We start from the raw sequence: 19829 nt of genomic DNA, 5'->3' as shown, positions 1-19829 counted from the left end.
ACGTGTGCCAGGTGTGACAATGGGCGACATGCGTCCCACCGTCAAAGATGTCGCCAAGCTCGCCGGGGTGTCGCCGAAGACGGTGTCGAACGTGATCAACGGCGTCGTGTTCGTGCGGGCCGAGACGCGGGCCCGGGTGGAGAGCGCGCTCGCCGAGCTCGACTACGTGCCGAACATGAGCGCCCGCGGTCTGCGCAACGGCCGCTCCGGCATGATCGCGCTGGCGCTGCCCGACCTGCTCCGGCCGTACTCCGCGGAGATCGTCCACCTGGTCGTCGAGCTCGCCCACGAGCGCGGCTGGGGCGTGCAGATCGAGCAGACCGCGGCCGAGCCCAAGCGCGAGTTCGAGCTGCTGTCGAAGGCCCGCGCGTACCTCGTCGATGGCCTGATCCTCAACCCGGTGAACCTCGACGACAGTGCCGTGATGACGGCCGGCCCGCTGCCGCCGCTCGTGCTGATCGGTGACGTCGACCAGGATGTCGTGAGCCAGGTCGCGATCGACAACGTCGCGGCCGCGCGGGACCTCACGAAACACCTGGTGGCACAGGGCTGCCGCCGGATCGCTGCCGTCGGTACGCCGGAGATTCCGCGTGGCTCGAGTGGCGCCGGAGTCCTCGGCGGCTCGGCCCAGTCCCCGGGTACGGCGGCGTCGCGGCTACGGACCAAGGGGTATCACGAGGCGCTCGAGGAGGCCGGCGTACCGATCGATCCGAGCCTGGAGATCAGCCTCGACCGCTGGCGGCCCGAGGGTGCCGCGACCGTGGTGGGGAAGTACCTGGCCGAGCACGAGTTGCCGGACGCGTTCTTCTGCTTCACCGACACGTTGGCCTCCGGCACGTTGTCCGCGCTGTGGAGCGCGGGCATCGACGTACCGAAGCAGACCCTGGTGGCCGGGTTCGACAACATCCTGGACAGCCAGTTCATGATCCCGCCGCTGACCACGATCGCGTTCGACCGGCGGCAGTTCGTCGCCGCGGCCCTGGATCTGCTGGCCGAGCGGATGGCGGACAAGGGTGCGCCGCCACGCAGGGTGATGATCCCGCATCGCGTGGTCGAGCGCGCCAGTACCGCACGTTAACGGATACGTTTCCACAAAATCGCACATCGGGGTCTTGTGCGGCTCATTCTAACGATGTAATTTTCGGTCCGCCCCCCGAAGGAGACCGAATGAGTGAAGATTTCTCGCGGCGCAGCCTGCTCAAAGCAGCAGCCGCGCTGGCCGGTGGCGGGTTGCTCGTCGGCTGCGCGCCCGGCGCGTCGCGTTCGACGACCGACCTGAACTACTGGCACCTCTTGACCGGTGGTGACGGCACGGTGATGGCAGGCCTGGTGGACGCCGTCAACGCCGCGAACCTCGGCTTTCGCACGACCCAGACGGTGCTCGCCTGGGGTCCGCCGTACTACACGAAGCTCGCGATGGCGTCGGCCGGCGGCCGCGCTCCGGACGTGGCGATCATGCACGCGTCCCGGATCGCCGGCTACGCGCCCGGCGGCCTGCTCGAGCCCTGGGACCTCGACCTGCTCGCCGAGGCCGGCCTGCGCAAGGAGGACTTCCCGGAGCGGGTCTGGGAGAAGTGTCAGTACGACGGGAAGCTGTATGCGATCGCGCTCGACACGCACCCGTTCGTGCTCTACTACAACACCGAGCACGCCGAGAAGGCCGGTGTCACCGAGGCTCTGCACTCGCTGAAGAGCCCGGAGGAGTTCACCGAGGTCGCGACCAAGCTGCAGAAGGTCACCGGCAAGCACGGCCTGTCCTACGGCTATCTCGGTGACGGTGCCCAGATGTGGCGGCTCTGGTACACGCTCTACAAGCAGACCGGTGCCGACATGAAGCTCGTGCCCGGTCAGCCGGCCGAGGTCGACAAGGACGCCGCGGTCAAGACGCTGACCTTCGTCCAGTCCCTGCTCAACGACACGATCGCCTCGCGCAGCGGCGACGGCGGTACGGCGACCAGCGAGTTCCTGCACGGCGAGAGCGGCATGTTCTTCGGCGGCGTCTGGGAGCTCCCGGTGCTGAAGGAAGCCAAGCTGCCCGTCGACGCGGTGCCGATCCCGACCATGTTCGGGACGCAGGCGGCGTACGCCGACTCGCACACGTTCGTGCTGCCGCGGCAGTCGAAGGTGTCCCCGGAGCGCCGCAAGCACGTCTACACGATGGTGGCCGAGCTGCTGAAGCGGTCGGTGAAGTGGGCCGGCGGCGGACACATCCCGGCGTACCAGCCGGTCGCGACGAGCGCGGAGTACCAGGCGCTGAAGCCGCAGTCGAACTACGCGGGCATCCCGGCGTACGTGAACTACGACCCGGACGTGTGGTTCAGCGGCGCGGGCAGCGACTTCCAGAACTACTTCGCCGAGAACGTGCAGAACGTGTTCCTCGGCAGTGGTGGTCCAGCGGCCGGGTTCGACGGTTTCGTCGCCCGGCTGAACAAGCTGCTCGACCGTCCCCAGCCGGTGTGAGAGGAGAGGCACAGATGTCTCCAGAAATGTCGACTGCTATCGACACTCCGCCCGTGACGACGGAGGAGGTCACCGCTCAGGGCAAGGCTCGGGCGAAGCGTGGGGAGACCCTCGCCGGGTGGGCCTTCGCGGCACCGTTCGCCGTACTGTTCGTGCTCTTTCTCGTGGTGCCGGCGATCTACGGCCTGTACCTGAGCTTCACCGGCGAGACGCTGACCGGCGCGGGGAGCGGACTGGTTGGTTTCTCCAACTACGTGGACGCGTTGCGCGACCCGGACATGTGGAAGTCGCTCGGGAACACCGTGTGGTTCACGGCGCTGAGCACGATCCCGCTCATCGTCCTGTCACTCGCGCTGGCGCTTCTCGTGAACCTCGGCCTGCCCGGCCGATGGCTGTGGCGGCTGTCGTTCTTCCTGCCGTACCTGCTCGCGTCGACCGTCGTCGTGATGTTCTGGAGCTGGATGTACAACCCGAAGCTCGGGTTGATCAACGGCGTACTGGAGAAGTTCGGTGCCGGACCGGTGGCCTGGCTGCAGGATCCGAAGGTCGCGATGATCTCGGTCGTGATCACCACGCTGTGGTGGACGATCGGGTTCAACTTCCTGCTCTATCTCGCGGCGCTGCAGAACATTCCCGAGCAGCAGTTCGAGGCCGCGGCGCTCGACGGCGCCGGCAAGTGGCGGCAGCTGTTCTCGATCGTGATCCCGCAGTTGGCGCCGACCACCGCGCTGCTCGTGACGTTGCAGGTGCTCGCGTCGCTGAAGGTGTTCGACCAGATCTACATGCTGACCAACGGCGGTCCGGCCGGGAAGACGCGGTCGATCGTGCAGTACATCTACGAGTCCGGCTTCACCGGCTACCGGTTCGGTTACTCGTCGGCCATCTCGTACCTGTTCTTCGCGCTCATCGTCCTGGTGTCGCTGGCGCAGTACAAGCTGATCAACCGCAGGAGCGCCGCATGAGCACCTACACCCTCAGCCGTGGAATCAGCCGTGGGATCAAACAAACGCACAAGCCAGGTGAAAATCCCTGGAGTGTGTCCAGAATGGCTGCGTTGCTGGTGCTTGCGGTCCTGGCCGTAACCTGGCTGGTCCCGTTCGCCTGGGCCGTGCTCACGTCCCTGAAGTCCGAGGCGGACGCCGGTGCGTCGCAGATCACCCTGAGTCCGCCGGACGGGTTGAGCTTCGAGGCCTACCGCAAGGTGCTGTCCGCGGGCGACATCCCGTCCTGGGCGTGGAACAGCCTGATCACGTCGGTGGCGATCACCTTCATCACGGTCGCCACGTCGGCGCTGGCCGGGTACGCGTTCTCGCGGGTCAACTTCAAGGGCAAACGCCTGTTGTACGCCGCGATCATCGCGGCGATCATCATTCCGCCGCAGCTGCTGATCGTGCCGTTGTTCCGGCAGATGCTGGCGTTCAACCTGGTCGACACGTACTGGGGCATCATCCTGCCGCAGGCGTTCGCGCCCGCGATGGTCCTGATTCTCAAGCGTTTCTTCGACCAGATCCCGGTGGAGCTGGAGGACGCGGCGCGGGTCGACGGCGCCGGGCGCCTGCGGGTGTTCTGGTCCGTCGTACTGCCGTTGTCGCGGCCGATCCTCGCCGCGGTGGCGATCTTCGTGTTCATCGGGGCGTGGAACAACTTCCTGTGGCCGTTCATCGTGACCACGGACGCGGACCTGATGACGCTGCCGGTCGGCCTGCAGACGGTCAAGAGCGCTTACGGACTGCAGTACGCGCAGAACATGGCCTCCGCGATCCTGGCCGCGCTGCCGCTGGTCGTGGTGTTCCTGTTCTTCCAGCGCCAGATCATCAAAGGCATTGCTACCACTGGCTTCGGTGGTCAGTAGACGGCCCCTTCGAAAGCGTGGACAGGAATTCCGGCACTCGGGATTCCGGTCACGATCCCTTGAAAACACCGTCACTCTCAGCAAGGGTATTCGGATCACTTCCGCGTCGTTTCCGGGTGCGGGAAGGACGGGGGAGTGTGCGGCCGTGCCATGAAATCTGAGGAGTCAGGCACGACCGCAACCGCCATCACTCGGGGAGAACGATGAGAAGGGGGAAGTGTGTCAGCGATGAGTAGGCTCGCCGAGCAGTGCCGTGATGTGAGGAGTCACGGCAACGCGGGACTCGGCCGGGCTTCGATCCAACCGGCGGTGTGTACCGGCATCCACGAGGTGAGCTCGTCGATTCCGTCGGTGCGACCGCGACGCGTGGCGATGCTCAGACTGAGCAACGGAATGACGACCACGCTACGACTCGGCGACGGTGCCCAGGCGCCGGCGCCCGGCAGCACGGTATACGTCCAAGGTGGCCGGGGCATGGGTGATCAGCCCGCCTCAGGTGGGGTCATCCTCGCGTCCCGCATGCCTGTCGGGACGTAGTCGTCTGAGTCAGTGACTCGCCGGTCTCAGGTGTCCAACGCCCAGCTGAGGCCGGCAAGTCCCTGGACAGCACAGCTAGCTCTCCATCGGATCCGTGAACTCGCGGATCTCGATGGGTGAGTACGGCGCCTCCGGCAGTCGCGCGGCGATCTCGACTGCGCGATCCAGGCTCGCGCAGTCGACGAGGTAGTAGCCGGCCAGCACTTCCTTCGCCTCGGTGAACGGCCCGTCCGTCACGGTCGGTTCGCCGTCCCGCACCCGGACCACCCGCGAGTTCGCGGTAGTCAGCGGTCTGTCGTCGACGTGCTCACCGCGCGCCTTCAGTTCGTCGATGAGCTTGCCGTGCTGTTCCATCACCTGGTCCATGCCCGTGGCGTGCAGCGTGTCCCAGGTCTCGTCGTTCCCGTAGATCAGCAGCATGTATTTCATCGCTTGCCTCCATTCACCCGGGTACGTCGGAGCCCCGGACGTCTTCTCGACATCCGGGGCCCAGAGTAGTGATCACAGAGTAGTGACTACCAGGTGGCGCCGGCCGGGGCCCGCACCGTGGTGTTGAGGCGGTTGAACAGGTTGGTGAGCCCGATCATCAGGATGATCGCCGACAGTTCCTTCTCGTCGAAGTGGTCGGCGGCGGCGCTCCAGATCTCGTCGGTGACCGCGGTCGGGTTGTCGGCCAGCCGGGTCGCGGCCTCGGTCAGCTCGAGTGCGGCGCGCTCGGCGTCGGTGAACAGGTCGGAGTCACGCCACGCCGCGACCTGGTGCAGCCGCTCGTCGGTCTCGCCGTTCTTCAGCGCCGACTTGACGCCACCGAACACGCACGGCGAGCAGCCGTTGATCTGGCTGGCGCGCAGGTGCACCAGTTCGAGCGTCGTGCCGTCGGTGCCGGACTGCCCGATCGCCTTGTAGATGTTCTGGATGCCCTTCGTGGCGTCGGGCAGAACCATTGCGGGGTTGGTCATCCGTGCTTGCATGGGAGGTCTCCAAAAGCTGTGGTCTGTTGATTTCACTCCCTTGACGGATGCTGCGCGGCCGATGTGACAGCGAACCGGAGGTCTTTTTCCAGCCGGGTTTCGACCGGTACGGCGGGGTCGGAGTACTGACCCGTCAGGCAGATCGGGCCGCTGTAGTTGAGCTGCCGCAGGGTCGCGAAGACGGCCGGCCAGTCGGACAGCCCGTCCTCGGCCTCGACGAAGTTCGTCTTCCAGCCGCCGTCCGCGCGGAGGTAGTGGACGTTCTTCAGGTTCACGATGCCCAGCCGGTCCGCGCCCAGTTCCAGCGTCACCGCGGGATGATCACCGGCGAGCGCGTCGTGCGCCGCGTCCCACACGAGCTTGAACCGGTCGGGCAGCCCGTCGAGCAACTGCAGCACGCCGAGCGTCGACGACACGTACCGCCCGTGATGCGGCTGCACTCCGACCTGGACGTCGTACCGCTCGGTGAGTACGACGGCGCGTTCGAGCAGCTCGCGGTTGCGTCGTACGGCCGCGGCGTACCCGTCGGGGCCGAGGTCGGCCATGATCCGGATCATCGGTACGCCGGACTCCGCGCAGGCGGCGAACACCTGCTCGGACAGGTCGCTCGCGACGCTGATCGGTTCGATGCCCTCGGCCCGTAACTGGGCGGTGAACTTCGGCAGCTCGGCCTCGGCGATCGCCGGCGTCACGTACGCCGTGTCGCGCACCGGGACCTCGGCGCCGGCGAATCCGAGTCCGGAGATCAGCCGGCCGAGCTCGTCACCGGGCAACCCGATCCAGGGTTTGGTGAAGACGGACCACAGATAGGTCATGTTCAGCGGCCTCCCAGCCCACTCATGGTGATACCTCGGACGAACCAGCGTTGTGTGAGGAAGAACAGCACGATCAGGGGCACGGTGGTGACGGTGGCCGCCATCAGCAGCAGGTTCCACTGGGTGCCGTTGGTGTCCTGGAACACCTGCAGACCAACGGATGCGGTGCGGGTGGCGTCGCTGTTGGAGATCACCAACGGCCACAGCAGGTTGTTCCATTGTCCGATGAACTTGAAGACCGCCAGCGTCGCGATCGCCGGTACCGCGAGCGGCACGATGACGCGGACGAACGCCTGCCACCGGTTGGCGCCGTCCAGCCGGGCGGCCTCCTCGTAGTCGCGTGGGATGCCGAGGAAGAACTGCCGGAGCAGGAACACGCCGATCGCTGTGAACGCGTGCGGCAGGATCATGCCCGGCCAGGTGTCGATGCCGTGCAGCTTCGCGACCAGCACGAACTGCGGGATCAGCGTCACCTGCGACGGGATCATCAGGGTCGCGAGATAGATGCCGAACAGCCAGCTGCGGCCGGGGAAGTTCAGCCTGGCGAAGGCGTACGCCGCGAGTGCCGCGGTGGCCGTTTCGAGCAGCGTCGTACCGGCGGCGAAGTAGATCGTGTTGAGGAGGTACTTGCCGAGCGGGACGAGCTCGAACGCGCGAGCCAGGTTCTCGGGGTGCCAGCTGGTCGGCCAGAACGACGGCTTCGCGGCCATCGACTCGCCGTCGGACTGGAACGCGACGAGCACCATCATGACGACCGGGACCAGCGTGATCGCGGTGACCAGGAAGCAGGTGAAGACAACGAGCCTGCGCCGGAGCTCAGCTGTCGTTCCAGCTGTGGTTTCAGTTGTCATAGTGCACCAACTTCCGCTGGAACATGAACTGCGCGGCGGTGATCAGGATGATGAACGCGAACAGCACGAGCGACTGCGCGGCGGCGTACCCCTGGTCGTAGTTCTCGAAGCCGGTCCGGTAGATGTACATGACCAGCGTGGTGGTGCGGGTGCCCGGGCCGCCGTTCGTCATGATCAGCGCCTGGTCGAAGACCTGGAACGATCCGATCACCGACGTGACGATCACGAAGAACAGCGCGGGGGACAGCATCGGCAGCGTGATGTGCCGGAAGCTCTTCCACGGCGACGTACCGTCCACGCGGGCTGATTCGTACAGCTGTTGCGGGATCGCCTGGAGGCCGGCCAGGAAGACGACCATGCCGAAGCCGAAGCTCTTCCAGACGCTCATGAGGATCAGCGCGGGCATCGCCCACGTGTCGGAGATGAGCCAGGCGGGTCCGTTGATGCCGAACCATCCGAGCACGGCGTTCACCAGGCCGTCGTGCGGGATGTAGAGCCAGATCCAGACGAACGCGACCGCGACCGTGATGGTTGCGTACGGCAACAGCAGGAGGCTTCGGAAGATCGCGATCCGTTTCACGCCCTGGTTGAGCAGCAGCGCCAGCGCGAGGCTGACCAGGATCGTCAGCGGGACGCTCACCAGCGTGAAGTACGCCGTACTGCCGAGCGCCGACCAGAACGTCGGATCGGGGCCGAGGCGGGCGAAGTTGTGCAGGCCGGCCCAGGTGGGCGCGCTGAACAGGTTCCAGTTCAGCAGCGAGATGACGCCGGCAGCGACGACCGGTCCGGCGGTGAAGATCAGGAAGCCGATCAGGCTGGGCAGGATGAACAGCCAGGCAGTGAGCGCTTCCCGGCTGCGCCAGCGCGGCGGCGGGGCCTGCTTGGCCGGTGCCGATGCGGTGGTGACGGGTGCGGTGTCTGTCGTGGAAATGGCCATCACGGTCACCCCTTCCTGGCCGTGGCTTGGCGGACGGTGTCGAGATGCTGCCGCATCAGTACGTCGAGACGCGGTGTGAGGCCGTTGATGGCCTCCGGGACGCTGACCTGGCCGAGGAACGTGCGCGGAAGATCCTGACCGAGCAGCTGCTTGACCTGGTTCCAGTTCGTGGTCACGTCGAACGCGTGGCCGCCGGCGATCTTGCCGGCCAGGATGTCCTGGACGATTCCGAGGTTGTCGGGCGGCGGCTGGAAAGCGCTCCCCGCACTGAGCCTGGCCGGGTTGTTGCGACCGGCCTTGGCGTAGATGTCGAGCGCACCGGTGCTGGTGAGCGTCTTGAGCAGCTTCCACGCGAGGTCGAGCTCGGCGCCCTCGCGTACCCCCGATGGAATGGCGAAGCTGGACCCTGAGACGCGCGGCGTGCTGCCGTTCGCGCCGGCCGGGAACGGGATGATGTCCCAGTCGAACTTGGCCTTGCGGGCATTCACGACCTGCCACGGCCCGTTCTGCATGAACGCGACGTTGCCCTGCATGAAGTTGGACAGTGAACTCTCGGTGACCAGGTTCTTGATCGGCGGCGTCACCTTGTCCTTCACGAACAGGTCGATGACGAACTGCAGCGCTTCCATCGCCTCGGGATCGCCGAGCGCGCTGCGGCTCGCGTCGGCGCTCATCACGTTCCCGCCGGCGCAGTAGATCCACGACACCAGGTCATCGATGGCCGGCGCGCAAGTGAAGCCGTACTGCTCGCCGGGTTTGGTGAGCTGCTTGGCGAGGTCGCGGAAGGTCGCCCAGGACATCGGTTCGGTGCGGGACGGCAGCGGGACGCCCTGCTTCTTCAGGAGGTCCTTGTTGTAGTACATGACAGTCGGCGCGACGTCGAAGCCGATCGCGTAGGTCTTGTTGTTGAACCCCGAGATCTTCCGGCTGGTCTCATAGAAGTCGTCGAGCTTGAAGTCGGGATCCGCGGCGATCAGGTCATCGAGCGGCCGGTGCGCGCCGCGAGCGGCGTACGTCGGGATCAGGGTGCCGTTGAGCGCGGTGACCAGGCTCGCCGTACCGCTGACGAGTTGCAGGTCGAGTTTGGTCGGGTAGCCGCTCGACGGGGTCAGGGTGGCGACCGACTTCACGCCGAGCTGCTGCTCGACGTACTTGCCGAAGTCCTCCCAGACCTTCTTCTCGGCGGCGCTGCTCGACCACATCGCCCAGGTGGCGGCGCCGGCCGGTGGCCCCGACGAACAGCCGGCCGCGAACGCGATACCGGCCAGTCCGCCGAGCTGAAGCACGCTGCGGCGGGTCAGGTTGGTGCTCATGGATCTCCTCACCTGGTTCTCCTCACCGGTAGAGCAGGTCGATCGACTCGGCGCGGATGCGCTCCTCGTCGACCTCGACGCCCAATCCAGGGGCAGTGGGGACCGTTGCGACGGCCTTGGTGATGCTCAGCCCGTCCACGTACAGATCGGTCAGCAGTTCCGGCCCGTTGAGCTCGGCGGGCAGGGCGAGCTCGAGCTGACTGAACACGTGCAATGCGGCGGCGAACGCGATTCCGCAGTCGGTCAGGCCGCTGGCGAGCAACTCCACGCCGCCCGCCAGCGCTGTCTGGGCGGTCTTGAGGGCGTTGCGTAGTCCGCCCGATTTGCAGATCTTGACCACGACCAGGTCTGCTGCGTTGAGGCGGATCGCGCGGGCGAGGTCCTGCGCGGAGAAGCTGCCCTCGTCGATCGCGACCGGCAGGTCGATCAGCTCACGCACACGTTGCATGGCGAGCGTGTCGGTGCTCGGGACGGGTTGCTCGACGCAGTGGATCGTTCGGATGTGCGCTGTCCGGTCGCGGAGTTGCTTGAGCGCGGCCGGGCGGTAGGACTGATTGGCGTCCAGCCACAGAGGTTTGCCGTCGGCAACTTCCGCGACGGTCTCGATCGCGGCGGTGTCCGCGTCGAGGTCGCCGCCGATCTTGACCTTGTACGCCGCATAGTCCGACGACTGGAGAGCGTGTTCTCGGACCGTTTCCTGGTCGCCGACCCCGATCGCGGAGCAGAGCGGGATCTCGTCGTAGATCTTGCCGCCGAGCAGTGCATGAACCGGGACACCGGCGAGCTTGCCGGCTGCGTCGTGCATCGCGACGTCGACGGCGGCGCGTGCGAACGGGAAGCCGTTCGAGACGGCGGGGCTGAGTCGTTTGGCGGCGCGATGGTGGAACAGCTCGACGTCGAACGGCGTGAGTTCGAGCAGGATCGGGGCCAGGTGGCGGCGGATGACGACCGCCATCGTCTCGGCGGTCTCGTAGCTCCAGCTGGGGAGAGCTCTCTGCTCTCCCCAGCCGACCACGCCGTCCTCGGTCGTGAGCTTCACGAAGATCACCGCGCCGGCCTGGTCCGGGGCGGCGTCGGGGGAGCCGACAGCACCGCTGCCGAGCACGAACCGCCGCGCGAACGGCACCGCGACCGGAAACACCTCAACCTGAGTGATGCGGGACATGCTGATCAGTCCTCTCAGTTGGTCTGCTCGTCGCGATGCGTCAGGCGGCGATCGACCAGAGGGCGGGGTCTACGAAGCTGGGGCCTCGGGTGCCGTCTTCGAGCCACTGGAGGGCGTCCTTCAGCACATAGCCGGCGAGGTTCAGGTGGCCCTCGGCCGTGTCGCCGGCGATGTGCGGGGTGAGCAGCAGGTTCTCCGCGCGGAGAGCGCTCTCGGCGAGTTCCGGCGGCTCCGGATCGTAGACGTCCAGCGCGGCGTAGATCCGACCATCGATTGCGTGTTCCAGCAGGGCCTGCTGATCGATCGCCGGACCGCGCGAGGAGTTGACCACGACCGCACCGTCCGGGAGCCGTTCGATCAGGTCGCGCGAGATCATGCCCTTCGTCTCGGGTACGTTCGGCACGTGGATCGTCAAGAAAGCGCTCTCTGACGTTTCCGGCAGCTCGGCCAGCCGGACCCCGAGTTCCGCGGCGCGCTCGGCGCTCAGGTACGGGTCGTACACGACCACATCGCAGCCGAACGGCTTGAGCAGTGTGATCAGCGCACGCGCCGTACTGCTCGCGCCGATGATCCCGACCTTCGCGCCGGCCAGCTCATGCCCGCGGTACTCGGTCTGCTTCCACCCGCCGCCGCGAACCGCGCCGTCGAAGCGGGGCAGTCGCCGGGCCAGTGTGAGCATCGACGCCAGGCAGTACTCACCGACCGACCACGCGATCCGCGGGCCGGCCGAGAACACTCCGACGCCCTGGTCGAGGATGACCGGGTCGATCAGGTTCTTCACGGTGCCCGCAGCATGGGCTACGACCTTCGGGCCGTTGCCGTCGGCCCACAGTTCCTTGTCGAGGTGCGGCGTACCCCAGCTGGTCAGCAGCACGTCGGCGCCTTGGGCGAGCAGCGGCACGGCGGCCGGGTCGAGTGCCGGCGGCTTCGCGAGCGAGCCGGGACCTTTGGTGTGGTCGGCGGTCGCCCAGACCACGTCGAAGCGGTCCTCGAGCAGGCGGCGGGTCTCCGGGTCGATCACGTCGGCGGCGCGTTCGGGGGAGAAGAGGGCGGCGAGTTTCGGCACCGTGCGGCTCCTTCGGTGGGTGGTGATCCGACGGTAGGCGCTTTCCGTTATGCAGGTCCAAGCCCATTTACGTATGGGCCGATACCGTGCTTGCATGGCCGCCATGGACCTGTCGCTCCAGCAACTCCGTGGATTCGTCGCCGTCGCCGAGGAACTGCACTACGGCCGCGCAGCCCAGCGCCTGAACCTGACCCAGCCGCCGTTGACCCGCCAGATCCAGGGCCTCGAGCGCAACCTCAACGTCCGCCTGTTCGATCGCACCGGCCGCGGCGTCCGGCTCACCGCAGCCGGGGGAGTCTTCCTCGAGCACGCCCGCCGAGTGCTGGCACTGCTAGAAGTCGCACCCGAGGCGACCCGTCGCGCCGCGGACGGGACGACCGGGACGCTCCGCCTCGCCTTCACCGCGATCGGCGCGTACGCCGTACTCGCCGACTTCCTGACCATGGTCGGGAAACGAACGCCGGGGGTCACGGCCGAGCTGACCGAACTGGTGAGCCCGGCACAGTTCGAGGCGCTGGCGAATCTCGAGATCGACATCGGCCTGGTGCGGCCGCCGATCCCGGCGCAGTTCGAGTCGCTGCTGGTGCACTCGGAGGGCCTGGTCCTCGCCGTACCCGCCTCGCATCCACTGGCACTCGGCGACAGGGCGGTGTCCCTGGTGGACGTGACCGACGACTACATCGGGTACAGCCCGGAGGGATCGCAGTACCTGCACGACATCTGCGCGGCCATGATCGGCATGGATCGCTACGCCGTCAGCCAACTGGCGTCGCAGGTGCCCACGATGCTCGCGCTGGTCCGCGCCGGCCTCGGCTGTGCGTTGATCCCGCGCTCGATCATGGCGATGGGCGTCGAAGGCGTCCACTACCGCGAACTCGACGCGGCCGACGCGCATTCCGTCACCTTGCACGCGTGCTGGAGCCCCGACAACCCCAACCCGGCCCTGCAACGCCTGGCCGAATCCCTGCGGCTGGACCCGCACCTCACGACTTGACCTAGAGCGAACTCTAATTCGTACGCTCGACGGTATGAGTGCACAACACAAGATCGGCTCGGGTTTCGGGCACGACAGCACCGCGGACGACGTCCTCGCCGGGATCGACCTGACCGGCAAGCTGGCGATCGTCACCGGTGGATATTCCGGTCTCGGTCTGGAGACCACCAAGGCGCTGGTGAAGGCCGGCGCGCACGTCGTCGTACCGGCTCGGCGGCCGGACGCGGCGCGGGAGGCTCTGGGTGACCTGGCTGAGGTCGACGAGCTCGATCTGGGCTCGCAGGACAGTGTGAAGGCGTTCGCCGAGCGGTTCCTGGCCTCGGGCCGGTCGGTGGACATCGTGATCGACAACGCGGGGATCATGGCCTCGCCGGAGACGCGGGTCGGGCCGGGGTGGGAGGCGCAGTTCGCGACCAACCACTTGGGGCACTTCGCGTTGGTGAACCGGCTGTGGCCGGCGCTCGCGGCCGACGGTGGCGCGCGGGTCGTGTCGGTGTCGTCGACCGGTCATCGGCGGTCGGACATCCGGTGGGACGACCTCGAGTTCCGGCTGGGGTACGACAAGTGGGAGGCGTACGGGCAGGCGAAGACGGCCAACGTGCTGTTCGCCGTACAGCTCGATGCCCTCGGCAAGGATTCCGGCGTACGGGCGTTCGCGCTGCATCCCGGCGGGATCCTGACTCCGCTGCAGCGGCACCTGGAGAAGCAGGAGATGGTCGACTTCGGCTGGATCGACGAGGACGGCAACGCACTGAACCCGGCGTTCAAGAGCCCGGAGCAGGGTGCGGCGACGCAGGTCTGGGCGGCGACGTCGCCGCAGCTCGACGGGCTCGGCGGCGTGTTCCTCGAGGACTGCGAGGTCGCCGAGGTGTCGGCCGACGACGCGCCGGGAGTACGTCCGTACGCGATCGACCCCGCGTCGGCGGAGCGGCTGTGGACGGTGTCGGCACAGCTCACCGGGGTGAACGCGTTCGGGTAGGCTGACGCGGTCAGATAAGGGCGGGGTTCTGTGTCTGTTTCACCTTCCACTGTTGAGATCGGCCTCGTCGTCGAGCGGTTGCGTGCGTCCGGCTGTGTGTTCGCCGAGGACGAGGCTGCGCTGATCGCCGAGACCGCGCGGGACGCGGCCGAGCTCGCCGCGATGGTCGACCAGCGGGTCGCCGGGTTGCCGTTGGAGTACGTCGTCGGCTGGGCCTCGTTCCGCGGGTTGCGGATCGCTGTCGATCCCGGGGTATTCATCCCGCGTCGCCGTACCGAGTTCCTGGTCGCTGAGGCGCTGCGCTTCACCGTCGCGGGCTCGGTCGTCGTGGACCTCGGCTGCGGCTCGGGTGCCTTGGGCGCCGCGGTCGCGGCCGAGCGCGAGGTCTCGCTGTACGCCGCTGACATCGAGCCGGCCGCGGTGCGATGTGCTCGGCGGAACCTGGAGCCGTTGGACGGGACCGTGTATCAGGGCGACCTGTTCGCTGCATTGCCGGAGCGGTTGCTTGGCGAGGTCGACGTACTGCTGGCGAACGTTCCGTACGTGCCGACAGACGAGATCCGGCTGCTCCCAGCGGAGGCTCGGCTGTACGAGCCGCACGTCACGCTGGACGGGGGACCGGACGGCCTCGCGACCCTGCGCCGCGTGGTCGCCGGCGCCGCGGAATGGCTGGCGCCGGGTGGGCACCTGTTCGTCGAGATGAGCGATCAACAGGCGCCGCTCGCGCGGGCGGTCATGGTCGAACACGGTCTGGAGACCGAGATCACCGCAGACGACGACCTCGGCGCGAACGTCGTCCGGGGCCGCCGCAGCTGAACGCTCCCGGCTCAGGTTGTCGGGAAGTCCTCGAGCGAGGGCGCTAGCAGGTCGAACGCGTGCTTGCCTTCCGCGGCGACGATGCCGGCGATCTTCGCGTTGGGGAGACCCGCGAGCGTGAGCTCCTGGATGCGCTGGAACAGGATGCGGTGCACGGTGCCGAGCAGCCCGGCAGCCGTGCGTACGGCGATGTCCTCCGGCTCTGCGCCCGCTGCCTCCGCGAGGGCAGCGGCCAGAGCCTGCTCGCGTTGATCGTGCAGACTGCGCAGGCAAACGGTCAGCGTCGGACTATCGGCGATCATCCGGGTGAACTCCGGCCCGGCGAACCCGGCCACGGGATCCTGCGCGGCGACCGCGGTTTCGAACGCGCGTCGCAGTGCCGCATAGGCCGATTCGCCGTTCTGGCGCGAGGTCACCGCATCGGCCAATGAGGCAACGAACGCGGCCTGATGGTCGAGGGCGAGATCCTCCTTGCGGGCGAAGTAGTTGGTCACGGTCTTCTTCGCGACCCGGGCCGCGTCCGCGATCTCGGCGATGGTCGTCTCCTCGAAACCCTGCGCGATGAAGAGCCGCGTCGCCTGGTCTGAGATCAGCTGCCGCGTCTCCTGCTTCTTGATCTCGCGCAGCCCGAGTGGAGCGATCGTCGTGGTGTCCATGGAGAAATCATACCCCCGACGTAAAAGTATGTTGACAGCACACTCGGCCTCTGATTAAAGTTACTCCCGTCGTAAAAATACTCCGAAGGGAAGTAGTGGATGCGTACTCCGAAACACGGTGCGGCCGGCTCGGCGTTCGACCGCCGGGGCGACCAACGGCGCACGGCGCAGACCCGCGTCGTGCGCTACCAGCAGCCGGTGACCCGCCGCCCCACCACGCGGCGCGGCAACCGCTGATCGCAGTTCGTCCGTACACCGAGTTCTCCGGAAGGAATCCCATGAAGATCAACGCATCCACCCTGTCTCTCACCGTCGATGACGTCGCCGCCTCGCACGCCTTCTTCACCAAGCACCTCGGGTACTCCGAGGAGGTCGCGGCGGAAGGTTTCGCGAAACTCACCCGCGACGACGACGCCGTCGATATCGTCCTGCTACAGCGCGGCATCGAGATCCTGCCGCCCGAGCAGCGCGACCAGCGCGCCGCGGGCCTGATCCTGGCGTTCACGATCAGCGGCATCGAGGCCGAGGAGCAGCGCCTGCGCTCCGAGGGCGTCGCGATCTCGATGCCGCTGCGCGAGGAGCCCTGGGGCGAGAAGCTGTTCCAGGTCACCGACCCCAACGGCGTCGTCGTACAGCTGGTCGAATGGGCCTAGACCCGGCGCTGTACATGGAGTAAGTACTCCGGGCGGTTGAGGGGGTCGTGGTCGGTGCGCGGGCGTTCCGGGACCGGGCCGGTCACCGGTTGGTAGCGCTCGAACGCCGACTCCAGGACGCCTTCGCCGCGGGTGAGGGCGGGGAGCTGCTGTTCGAGTTCGTACACGGCGGCCGCGGGGATCTCTCCTTCCAGGGTTGAGGTTTCCGCGGCCAGCGCCGGGACCTGCGGAATGGCGCGGAGCCGGGCGAGGGCCGCGAGTACGGCGCGGGTCGTGTCGGTCGGGATCTCCAGACGGAAGCGGTGCATCGGCTCGTGCACCGTCGTACCTGCTTCCTGGAGTGCGTTGATCAGGATCAGTGGGGTGAGGAACCGGAAATCGCCGGCCGTGCTGGACATGCTCTTGTCGAACACGGCGTGTGCGTGACTCTGGCGGGCCGAATAGCCCGAGTGCGTCATCACCACGCGGGCGTCCGGGATCTGCCAGCCGTGGAGGCCCTGGTGCAGGGTTTCGCGGACGGTTTCCTCGACGGCCTTGATGAACGCGTACGGCATCGAGCCGAGTTCGACCTCCAGCTCGAAGGTGACGCCGGCGTTGACCGGCGCTGCTTCGACTCGGAGCCCGACGGTGGCGAGGAACGGGTTCGCGTCCTTCTTGTTGAACTCGACCGCCTGCCCGGTGCCGGCGATCCGCTCGATGCAGATCGTGGTCGTCTCGCGGAAGTCGACCTCGATCCCGAAGTCGGTGGCCAGCGTCGACTCGATGACCTCCTTCTGCACCTCGCCGTACAGGGAAACGTAGGTTTCCTGGCGCAGATCGTCCTGGCGGAGGTTGATCAGCGGGTCCTGCTCCGCCAGTTGCGTGAGCGCGACACGGAGGTTGCCCTTGTCGGAGCGCTTCCGCGGGGTGATGACCGTCTCGAGCGTGGGCGGGGAGAACGCCTGCGCGGAAACAATGTGCCGTTCCGTGGCGGAAACGTTCCGGAAATCGGTCAGGGTGTCGCCGATGCGGATTTCCGCGAGTCCCCAGAAGCGGCCGATCTGGCCGGCCCGGATCGTCGCCGCGGGGCCTTCGCCGACGACCTCGAGCGCGGTGATCTTCCCGTCCGCGTCGCCGTACCGCACGCGGTCGCGCACCTGGGTGCTGCCGGAGAACATTCGTACGTACGCGATCTTCTCGCCGGCCGGTCCGCGTTCGACCTTGAACACGGTGCCGTCGAGCGGTACGCCGGTGGTGCGGGCGCGGGGGAGCAGTTCCCGGATGCCGTCGGCGAGGGCTTCCGTGCCCGCACCGGTGATCGCGGATCCGAAGTACACCGGGTGGACGATCGCTTGGTGCGTCTGGGCGATGAGTGCCTCGTGCAACGACAGCGGCTCGTTGTCGACGTACCGCTGCAGAAGTGCGTCGTCGTGCCGGGTGAGGACCTCCAGAAGAGCGTCCTCCTGCACGATCGGCTTGAACTTCGCCTCGGGCGTGCCGAGGTACGCCGCCTCGCCCATCGGAACGATGTCCCGGGTGAGCTTGGTGGCGATCTGCTCCAGTACGCCGTCGTACTGCGCGCCAGGGCGGTCGAGTTTGTTGACGAAGACGAGGGTGGGGATGCGCAGGCGTTGCAGGGTGCGCATGAGTACGCGCGTCTGCGCCTGGACGCCCTCCACCGCCGAGATGACCAGGACCGCGCCGTCGAGCACGCTCAGCGCGCGCTCCACCTCGGCGATGAAGTCCGGGTGCCCCGGGGTGTCGATCAGGTTGATGCCGACGTCGCCGATCGTGAACGCGGCGACGGCCGACTTGATCGTGATCCCGCGCTGCCGTTCGAGCGCGAGCGAGTCGGTCTGGGTGCTTCCGTCGTCGACGCTGCCGACCTCGTCGATGACTCCGGCGGCGTACAGCAGCCGCTCGGTCAGGCTGGTCTTTCCGGCGTCAACATGCGCCAGGATCCCAAGATTCAGTACTTCCACGCCGCTTCATGTCCTTAGAACAGGTGCCATCGGTCGTCGCAACAGCCATGAAGCGAGGTCGCATGACGGACTCCTTTACGAGACACCTGTTCTTCGGTACGCCCCGAGTACACCAACCCTTCCCACCCGCGAACAAACCATTTAGCTCCCACCTACACCCACCCGTAGGCTGACTCGGATGCTCGATCCCATCGCACTCGCGACACCGCACGTGGGTGCCGTCGTCCGTGCCACACCGGTCAACGGGTTCGTCGGCAACCAGACGTTCTGCCTGGAAACGCGTGCCGGCGTCTACTACCTGAAGGCCGGGGCGACGGTCGCCGAGGAGGCCGACGCGTGCCGGCTCGCGCGGTCTGTTGACGTACCTGCGCCTGAGGTGATCGCGTCGTCTCCATTGATCACGCGGGAGCTTCCCGGTCGGCCGCTCGCGGCGGACTCACCCGACCTCGGCACGGTGCTGCGGGTGGTTGGGGAGGGCGTGCGGCGCGTGCATACGATCGTCGATCCGTCGGCGTCCTGGCGGGATCGGTTGCGGGGTGTGTTGGACGGGCTGGACGTGTTGCCGGATCGGCTCGCGGCGCGCGTTCGGGCCGTGGCGCCGGAGTTCATCGAGAGCGTTGCGGGAGTGACGCCTGTCCTGCTGCACGGGGATCTGCATCTGCGGCACGTGTACGCCGCGGGTGCCGAGCTGACCGGGATCCTCGACTGGGGCGACGCGACGTACGGCGATCCTCTGTTCGACCTCGCGCGCTTGTCCATGGCCGGGCCGCAGGTGACCGCCGCGTTCCTGGCAGGGTACGGCGAGGTCGACGCGCCGCCCCGGACGCTGTCGATGTACCGCGCGCTCTGGTCGCTGATCGCGTTACAGGCGGAGCTTGCCGCGGGCGGTGACTGGATTCAACCGCACCTCGATGTGATCGCGCAGGAGATCGGTTGATGAGAGCGAAGGGCTGAGAAGGCTGCGACCTTTGCCCGATCCTCAGCAGGATCGGCAGCGTTGATCCGCCGCCAGAAGGCAATATCGCTGCGCAGGCGCGCACGGATCAGCGGTATCAGGTCATTCGTCGGTCGGACCGGGCCGCCGGCCCGCCGGTACTCACCCAGAAACTCCAGCGCGTGATCCACGTCCAGGGCATCGCCAGCCGGAGACCGGCCGAACTCCCAGACCGACCAGGCAAGTTCGTTGATCAACGGGCCCCATTCGACCTCGTCCCAATCAACCAGGCCGACGATCTGCCCGTCCCGGCACAGCACATTGCCCGGGAAGAAGTCACGGTGCATCCATCCGGCCGGTTGATCCTCGCTATGGGTCCGCCAGGACTGCAGCCATCGATCCAGCTCAGGATCGGGAAGCAGCCGCTCGGCCTCGGAGTCATCACGTTCTGGAGGCTTTCCCTCGCCCAGACTCGGAAACGCACGCGCAGAAAGGTGCAGTCGTGCCAAGAGCCGAGCCGCCTGCCGAAGCTCGCCACGATTCCGTCTGTCGAGGCGCTCACCCATCACGAACGGCCAGACGGTGATCGGCCGCCCCTGCCAGGAGAAGACCGCTTCCCCGTCAGACCCAACCAGCGGCGGAATCACCTCAGAGAGCTCACCGGCGAACTCGGTGGCAACTCTGCACGACCATTGCTGGTCCGGCAGTTCGTAATTCTGCGCCAACCTCACGACCACGGACGGTTCCGTATTCAGCCGCCAGAGCTTGCTCGCGGTCCCACCGCCGATCGCTTCCGCGCTGTCGGCCACAACACCGTACCGATCACGAACTTCCGCCAGGAGCGTTTCGGGAAGGGCCTGCATATTCAT

General features: G+C 67.1%; 22 protein-coding genes. 10 read left to right on the top strand and 12 right to left on the bottom strand.

Annotated elements, in window-relative coordinates:
• Window positions 1-28: 28 nt before the first annotated feature.
• From OHB24_RS33540 to OHB24_RS33525, 4 genes are all read left to right on the top strand, one after another.
• Window positions 29-1078, top strand: coding sequence for a LacI family DNA-binding transcriptional regulator (locus tag OHB24_RS33540; RefSeq protein WP_327634900.1), 1050 nt, complete (start codon window positions 29-31; stop codon window positions 1076-1078).
• An 89-nt stretch (window positions 1079-1167) separates the two neighbouring features.
• Window positions 1168-2460 carry an extracellular solute-binding protein gene (locus OHB24_RS33535; RefSeq protein WP_327634899.1) on the top strand — a complete coding sequence of 431 codons (1293 nt, stop codon included), beginning with the start codon at window positions 1168-1170 and terminating at the stop codon, window positions 2458-2460.
• Between the two features lie 53 nt (window positions 2461-2513).
• Window positions 2514-3422 carry a carbohydrate ABC transporter permease gene (locus OHB24_RS33530; protein WP_327634898.1) on the top strand — a complete coding sequence of 303 codons (909 nt, stop codon included), beginning with the start codon at window positions 2514-2516 and terminating at the stop codon, window positions 3420-3422.
• An 83-nt stretch (window positions 3423-3505) separates the two neighbouring features.
• Window positions 3506-4312, top strand: a complete 807-nt coding sequence (locus OHB24_RS33525) for a carbohydrate ABC transporter permease (RefSeq protein WP_327634897.1) — start codon at window positions 3506-3508, stop codon at window positions 4310-4312.
• Between the two features lie 266 nt (window positions 4313-4578).
• Here the strand turns inward: OHB24_RS33525 and OHB24_RS33520 are convergent, their stop codons facing one another.
• The 9 genes from OHB24_RS33520 to OHB24_RS33480 all read right to left on the bottom strand — a co-directional run bounded on the left by OHB24_RS33520 (window position 4579) and on the right by OHB24_RS33480 (window position 11967).
• The gene (locus OHB24_RS33520) at window positions 4579-4788 is read right to left on the bottom strand and encodes a hypothetical protein (RefSeq protein WP_327634896.1); all 210 of its coding nucleotides are present in this window, start codon (window positions 4786-4788) and stop codon (window positions 4579-4581) included.
• A 136-nt stretch (window positions 4789-4924) separates the two neighbouring features.
• A complete protein-coding gene (locus tag OHB24_RS33515; protein ID WP_327634895.1) occupies window positions 4925-5278 on the bottom strand; it encodes a YciI family protein in 354 nt (117 codons plus the stop codon).
• Window positions 5279-5364: 86 nt separating this feature from the next.
• Window positions 5365-5820, bottom strand: coding sequence for a carboxymuconolactone decarboxylase family protein (locus tag OHB24_RS33510; protein WP_327634894.1), 456 nt, complete (start codon window positions 5818-5820; stop codon window positions 5365-5367).
• A 32-nt stretch (window positions 5821-5852) separates the two neighbouring features.
• The gene (locus OHB24_RS33505; protein WP_327634893.1) at window positions 5853-6635 is read right to left on the bottom strand and encodes a sugar phosphate isomerase/epimerase family protein; all 783 of its coding nucleotides are present in this window, start codon (window positions 6633-6635) and stop codon (window positions 5853-5855) included.
• 2 nt (window positions 6636-6637) lie between these two features.
• Entirely contained in the window at window positions 6638-7486 is an 849-nt protein-coding gene (locus OHB24_RS33500) for a carbohydrate ABC transporter permease (RefSeq protein ID WP_327634892.1), read from the bottom strand.
• A complete protein-coding gene (locus tag OHB24_RS33495) occupies window positions 7476-8423 on the bottom strand; it encodes a carbohydrate ABC transporter permease (protein WP_327634891.1) in 948 nt (315 codons plus the stop codon). The genes OHB24_RS33500 and OHB24_RS33495 overlap by 11 nt, the downstream gene beginning before the upstream one ends.
• Before the next feature lie 5 nt (window positions 8424-8428).
• Complete coding sequence (locus tag OHB24_RS33490) at window positions 8429-9736, bottom strand: ABC transporter substrate-binding protein (RefSeq protein WP_327634890.1); 1308 nt, start codon at window positions 9734-9736, stop codon at window positions 8429-8431.
• Between the two features lie 22 nt (window positions 9737-9758).
• Window positions 9759-10901, bottom strand: a complete 1143-nt coding sequence (locus OHB24_RS33485; protein WP_327634889.1) for a mandelate racemase/muconate lactonizing enzyme family protein — start codon at window positions 10899-10901, stop codon at window positions 9759-9761.
• 40 nt (window positions 10902-10941) lie between these two features.
• Window positions 10942-11967: a hydroxyacid dehydrogenase gene (locus tag OHB24_RS33480; RefSeq protein WP_327634888.1), complete on the bottom strand. Its 1026-nt coding sequence runs from the start codon at window positions 11965-11967 to the stop codon at window positions 10942-10944.
• A 94-nt stretch (window positions 11968-12061) separates the two neighbouring features.
• Between OHB24_RS33480 and OHB24_RS33475 the strand changes: the two genes are divergently transcribed.
• From OHB24_RS33475 to OHB24_RS33465, 3 genes are read left to right on the top strand one after another with little or no spacing between them, the layout of a single operon-like run.
• Entirely contained in the window at window positions 12062-12961 is a 900-nt protein-coding gene (locus tag OHB24_RS33475) for a LysR substrate-binding domain-containing protein (protein ID WP_327634887.1), read from the top strand.
• A gap of 34 nt (window positions 12962-12995) precedes the next feature.
• Window positions 12996-13940, top strand: coding sequence for an SDR family NAD(P)-dependent oxidoreductase (locus OHB24_RS33470; RefSeq protein ID WP_327634886.1), 945 nt, complete (start codon window positions 12996-12998; stop codon window positions 13938-13940).
• Window positions 13941-13970: 30 nt separating this feature from the next.
• Window positions 13971-14756 (top strand): putative protein N(5)-glutamine methyltransferase, encoded by a 786-nt coding sequence (locus OHB24_RS33465; RefSeq protein WP_327634885.1) that lies wholly within the window; start codon window positions 13971-13973, stop codon window positions 14754-14756.
• A gap of 11 nt (window positions 14757-14767) precedes the next feature.
• On the opposite strand, the gene OHB24_RS33460 is transcribed toward OHB24_RS33465, so the two are convergent.
• Entirely contained in the window at window positions 14768-15412 is a 645-nt protein-coding gene (locus OHB24_RS33460) for a TetR/AcrR family transcriptional regulator (RefSeq protein ID WP_327634884.1), read from the bottom strand.
• Between the two features lie 99 nt (window positions 15413-15511).
• Here OHB24_RS33460 and OHB24_RS33455 point away from each other — a divergent pair, with 99 nt between their 5' ends.
• Window positions 15512-15649 carry a hypothetical protein gene (locus tag OHB24_RS33455; protein WP_327634883.1) on the top strand — a complete coding sequence of 46 codons (138 nt, stop codon included), beginning with the start codon at window positions 15512-15514 and terminating at the stop codon, window positions 15647-15649.
• Between the two features lie 41 nt (window positions 15650-15690).
• Entirely contained in the window at window positions 15691-16065 is a 375-nt protein-coding gene (locus tag OHB24_RS33450) for a VOC family protein (protein WP_327634882.1), read from the top strand.
• On the opposite strand, the gene OHB24_RS33445 is transcribed toward OHB24_RS33450, so the two are convergent.
• Window positions 16062-18026, bottom strand: coding sequence for a translation factor GTPase family protein (locus tag OHB24_RS33445; RefSeq protein ID WP_327634881.1), 1965 nt, complete (start codon window positions 18024-18026; stop codon window positions 16062-16064). The genes OHB24_RS33450 and OHB24_RS33445 overlap by 4 nt on opposite strands.
• A 178-nt stretch (window positions 18027-18204) precedes the next feature.
• On the opposite strand from OHB24_RS33445, the gene OHB24_RS33440 reads away from it, so the two are divergent.
• Entirely contained in the window at window positions 18205-18963 is a 759-nt protein-coding gene (locus OHB24_RS33440) for a phosphotransferase family protein (protein WP_327634880.1), read from the top strand.
• Here the strand turns inward: OHB24_RS33440 and OHB24_RS33435 are convergent.
• Window positions 18924-19823: a phosphotransferase enzyme family protein gene (locus OHB24_RS33435; RefSeq protein WP_327634879.1), complete on the bottom strand. Its 900-nt coding sequence runs from the start codon at window positions 19821-19823 to the stop codon at window positions 18924-18926. The genes OHB24_RS33440 and OHB24_RS33435 overlap by 40 nt on opposite strands.
• Between the last annotated feature and the right edge of the window lie 6 nt (window positions 19824-19829).

The sequence above is a fragment of the Kribbella sp. NBC_00482 genome (genome assembly GCF_036013725.1).
GTDB lineage: Bacteria > Actinomycetota > Actinomycetes > Propionibacteriales > Kribbellaceae > Kribbella.
The sequence above is the reverse complement of the archived record's forward strand: the minus strand, read 5'-3'. Positions and strand labels throughout refer to the sequence as shown.

Excerpts from the sequence above, each read along its gene's own strand:
- OHB24_RS33540 (WP_327634900.1), top strand. The coding sequence starts at position 29 with ATGCGTCCCACCGTCAAAGATGTCGCCAAGCTCGCCGGGGTGTCGCCG.
- OHB24_RS33535 (WP_327634899.1), top strand. The coding sequence starts at position 1,168 with ATGAGTGAAGATTTCTCGCGGCGCAGCCTGCTCAAAGCAGCAGCCGCG.
- OHB24_RS33525 (WP_327634897.1), top strand. The coding sequence starts at position 3,506 with ATGGCTGCGTTGCTGGTGCTTGCGGTCCTGGCCGTAACCTGGCTGGTC.
- OHB24_RS33520 (WP_327634896.1), bottom strand. The coding sequence starts at position 4,788 with ATGCCCCGGCCACCTTGGACGTATACCGTGCTGCCGGGCGCCGGCGCC.
- OHB24_RS33515 (WP_327634895.1), bottom strand. The coding sequence starts at position 5,278 with ATGAAATACATGCTGCTGATCTACGGGAACGACGAGACCTGGGACACG.
- OHB24_RS33510 (WP_327634894.1), bottom strand. The coding sequence starts at position 5,820 with ATGCAAGCACGGATGACCAACCCCGCAATGGTTCTGCCCGACGCCACG.
- OHB24_RS33505 (WP_327634893.1), bottom strand. The coding sequence starts at position 6,635 with ATGACCTATCTGTGGTCCGTCTTCACCAAACCCTGGATCGGGTTGCCC.
- OHB24_RS33500 (WP_327634892.1), bottom strand. The coding sequence starts at position 7,486 with ATGACAACTGAAACCACAGCTGGAACGACAGCTGAGCTCCGGCGCAGG.
- OHB24_RS33495 (WP_327634891.1), bottom strand. The coding sequence starts at position 8,423 with ATGGCCATTTCCACGACAGACACCGCACCCGTCACCACCGCATCGGCA.
- OHB24_RS33490 (WP_327634890.1), bottom strand. The coding sequence starts at position 9,736 with ATGAGCACCAACCTGACCCGCCGCAGCGTGCTTCAGCTCGGCGGACTG.
- OHB24_RS33485 (WP_327634889.1), bottom strand. The coding sequence starts at position 10,901 with ATGTCCCGCATCACTCAGGTTGAGGTGTTTCCGGTCGCGGTGCCGTTC.
- OHB24_RS33475 (WP_327634887.1), top strand. The coding sequence starts at position 12,062 with ATGGCCGCCATGGACCTGTCGCTCCAGCAACTCCGTGGATTCGTCGCC.
- OHB24_RS33470 (WP_327634886.1), top strand. The coding sequence starts at position 12,996 with ATGAGTGCACAACACAAGATCGGCTCGGGTTTCGGGCACGACAGCACC.
- OHB24_RS33460 (WP_327634884.1), bottom strand. The coding sequence starts at position 15,412 with ATGGACACCACGACGATCGCTCCACTCGGGCTGCGCGAGATCAAGAAG.
- OHB24_RS33455 (WP_327634883.1), top strand. The coding sequence starts at position 15,512 with ATGCGTACTCCGAAACACGGTGCGGCCGGCTCGGCGTTCGACCGCCGG.
- OHB24_RS33450 (WP_327634882.1), top strand. The coding sequence starts at position 15,691 with ATGAAGATCAACGCATCCACCCTGTCTCTCACCGTCGATGACGTCGCC.
- OHB24_RS33440 (WP_327634880.1), top strand. The coding sequence starts at position 18,205 with ATGCTCGATCCCATCGCACTCGCGACACCGCACGTGGGTGCCGTCGTC.
- OHB24_RS33435 (WP_327634879.1), bottom strand. The coding sequence starts at position 19,823 with ATGCAGGCCCTTCCCGAAACGCTCCTGGCGGAAGTTCGTGATCGGTAC.